The 3,325-nt window shown below is 70.2% G+C and carries 2 protein-coding genes and 2 pseudogenes; all 4 read right to left on the reverse strand.

Going from position 1 to position 3,325, the window contains the following annotated elements; genetic code table 11:
- Positions 1-514 (reverse strand): annotated as a pseudogene (locus GL263_RS23830) (hypothetical protein); the annotation flags it as partial.
- 165 nt (positions 515-679) lie between these two features.
- Entirely contained in the window at positions 680-1,222 is a 543-nt protein-coding gene (locus GL263_RS23835) for an NUDIX hydrolase (RefSeq protein ID WP_182857808.1), read from the reverse strand.
- A 5-nt stretch (positions 1,223-1,227) separates the two neighbouring features.
- Positions 1,228-2,348 (reverse strand): annotated as a pseudogene (locus GL263_RS23840) (NAD-binding protein).
- Between the two features lie 489 nt (positions 2,349-2,837).
- The gene (locus GL263_RS23845) at positions 2,838-3,278 is read right to left on the reverse strand and encodes an ATP-binding protein (RefSeq protein WP_182857809.1); all 441 of its coding nucleotides are present in this window, start codon (positions 3,276-3,278) and stop codon (positions 2,838-2,840) included.
- Between the last annotated feature and the right edge of the window lie 47 nt (positions 3,279-3,325).

The raw sequence follows: 3,325 nt of genomic DNA on the forward strand, positions 1-3,325 counted from the left end.
CCCCCCGCCTACGCCTCCGCGACGTCCTCAGCCCCATGTGACCCACGTCCGGGGTCTCGAAGCCCTGGTGCTGAGTTCCGGCTTCCCCGGGCGCCAACCGGTCGAAAGGTCCGGAGAGGACCTCCACAAGAGACATCTCACCGGTGAAGGCCCGGACGCGCTCGAGCAGGACGCGGTCCTCCCGCTCGGTGAGCTTGGGCGCCACGAGATCCACCAACTCGCCCCACTTCTCCTGGGACAGAGGGGCGCCCAGCTTCGGGATGATCGACTGGACGGCGAAGGACCGGAGCGCGTATGCGGCCTGCGGGCCGTCGAACCGCTTGATGAGCTCGATGTAGTACGGCTCGGCGTTCCAGGCGACGCCGTAGCCGTTCGTCAGAAAGACGTTCACGAGCGTGGCGACGTAGGGGGCCGTCAGGAGCTTGGGAACCTCGCCGTGCCGGCCGTTAGCGGCGGCAACTGGAGCGCGCTTCCCCGGTGAGGCCCTTCGAGGGTATTCGTCCAGGGTCTCCATGAGCACGCTGTTTCCTTAACCCCGAACGCAGTTGACGTGTTCGCGCGTTCCATGGGGCTTCCCTGGGAAGCCGGGTCTGGGGCGGCGCCAAGGTCTGGTCGTGGAGATGCGGCCGTCCCCGCGCCGTGGGGGACGGAGATCGCGGGGACGGCCGGCTGGGAGGCGTCAGCGAAGAGCCTGGGAGATCCGCTGGCGGAGGAGGTCGTCGGTGACGTCGTCGAGGTCGCGCCAGGTGGCGTCGGAGACCTCTTCGGTCTGGAGTTCGCCGATGTCGGCGGTGGTGCGGAGGAGGAAGCGGAAGTCGAAGTGCTGGTGGGCGGGCTCGTCCTTGGCGGGGTTGGCGTCGATGGGGTGGACGTCGATGTGGAGGGGGGTCTGGTTGTGCGGGTTGACGACGTGAGGCGGGATGCCGGTCTCCTCGGCCAGTTCGCGGCCGGCGGCCTGGAGAAGGGTGTCGTCGGAGTCTTCGAGGTGGCCGCCGGGCAGCAACCACTTGCCGGTGGCTTTGTGAAGAATGTGCAGGACGCGGCCGTCGGGGCCGACGAGGATCGCGCCGGCGGTGACGTGACCGGGCAGGGTCTTGCGGCTGGTGAGGTCGTCGCCGTCGTCCAGGAGCCCGAGGACGACACCGAGTTCGGTCTTGGCCTCGGGGTTCTGGACAAGGTAGTCGGCGAGCGTGGTGCGGATGTGGTCTGCCGTGATGGCCATGGTGATCACCTGTTGAAGTAGTTGAGCCAGGTCGCCGCGATCGCGGCGCGGTCGGCCGCGGGAACCTCGTGGATGCCGGGGGCGAGGTCTCCGCGGGTGAGCATCCTGATCGCGGCGAGAACCTCGGCCTGGACCAGGAAGATGAACGGCCCAACGCTGGCGCCATGGATGAAGTTGACGGCGTTGCCGCCGTTCGCCAGATAGAAGTAGTGGCCGGTGGTCTGGTAGCGGGTGACGTGGTCGCCGACCTGCGTGCGGGTGTAGACGTCGGGGAGTCCGGCGAGGTCGAGTTCGTCCTCGCTGGAAGTGACGGTGGCGATGTAGGTGCCGTTGCGGAGGTGGGCGAAGTCTTCGCCCCGCAGGGAGACCGCTCCGGTCGCGCAGAGGACCAGGCCGGCGCCGAGCAAAGCAGCCTCGCGGTCGCGGGCAATGTTGAATCCCTGGGAGAGGGCCTGGGTGCGGCGGACGGGGTCGATGTCGAAGATGGTGACCTGGACGCCCTTGGCGTGTAGGAGGCGGGCGATGGAGGAGCCGAGCTTGCCGAAGCCGATCACGAGGGCGGGCCGGCCGTGGAGGATGTCGCCGCGTCCGCGCATGACGGCCTCGGTGGAGAAGACGACGGACTGGCCGACGAGGAAATCCTCGGGGTCCTTGAGCGGGGACCGGGCGACCGAGATGACGGGGCAGGGCAGTTTGTCGAGTCCTCGTAGCGGCGGTGGCCGTTCTCGGTGTCCTCGACCACCCCGGCGAGCCGCCCGGTGAAGCGGCTGTGGACTGTTTCGAGGGCGGGGGCGAAGTAGCCGCCGACGTCGAGCAGGCAGGTCGCCTCCCCGGCGGCCCGGGACTCGAGGTAGTCCAGGGCGGTGTCGGCGTCGGTGAACAGGTGGCGGGTGAGGGCCTCGACGGCGGTGGTGTGCTCGACCTCGCGCCGGGCGGCGGCGTCGATGGACTTCGGTTTGGGCAGCACCGCCTTCAGGTCGGTCATGGCCGCGACGGCGCGGACGAAGGAGGGCCGCTCGGGCAGCAGGTGCGTGATCAGGAAGGCGGCGGTCTTCTCGTCGGGGGCGAAGGCGGTGGCGATCTTGGTGAAGTAGGCGTCCAGCCTGGCGCGCTCGAAGATTTCCATGGCGATGTCCCTCTCCTGAGGTGAGTCGGGCGGTGCATGGGGGCTGGGTGGTTCAGGCGGTGCGGCAGGCGAAGCCGAACAGCAGGCGGCCGCGGGCAGGGCGGCATCGAGGTAGGCGTCGACGCGGGGTGCGTCGGCGGTCTGGGCGAGCGGGTCGAGCCCGAGGACCAGGGCGGCCCTGCCGTTGTTGCGGACGAGTCGGGTCCACTGCGGGTGGGCGGGCGGTTTCAGGCCCCAGCGGGCGCCGGGGAACCTCAGCAAGACGTGTGAGCCGACGGTCACCAGGGTTCCGAGGGTCTCGGCGAGGTGCCGCATGCGGGTCTCGATCGCTTCGGGGGCGTCGTGGCTGGTGCGGCCAAGGCGGTGGGCCAGCAGGAGGTGAGCGACCTGCTGTCCGTCCGGGGCGGTGCCGGGCCAGGTCCAGGCGCCCAGCGAGGCCACGCGAGGCCAGCAGTCCGGTCTCCGGACCCGTCGCGGGGGTGGTGCGGGTCAGCACGTCCGGACCTCTTCAGCGGTCCGGACGGTCGTGGCCGGCGGGGCGGTGGGGAAGTGGGACCAGACGATCTTCCCGAACGGCCGGCGGGGATCGATGCCCCAGCGGTCGGCGAGGGCGGTGACGATCATCAGTCCTCGGCCGGTCTCGTCCGCCGCCGGGTCCGGGCAGGCGGGCCCGGGAAGGGGCTGGTGCGGGTCGCGGCTGTCGTGGACTTCCAGGCGGACGCCGTCGGGGCTGGGTTCCAGGCGGACGAGAAACCCGTGCTCGGCGTCGCTGCCGTGGGCGAGCGCGTTCGTCGCGAGTTCCGAGACGACCAGGCGGATGTCGCCGGTGTCGTCCAGGCCCCAGGCCCTCAGGGTCCGGGTGGTGAAGTCACGTGCTGCTTTGACTGATTCGGGCTGGTGGTCGAAGAACCTCTGCGTCGCTTCAGGCATGGGGGCCTCACGTGTCGTGGTCCAAGGCGGGGGCGGGACTGCGGCGG

It is taken from the genome of Streptomyces durbertensis (assembly GCF_014156695.1).
Lineage (GTDB): Bacteria > Actinomycetota > Actinomycetes > Streptomycetales > Streptomycetaceae > Streptomyces > Streptomyces durbertensis.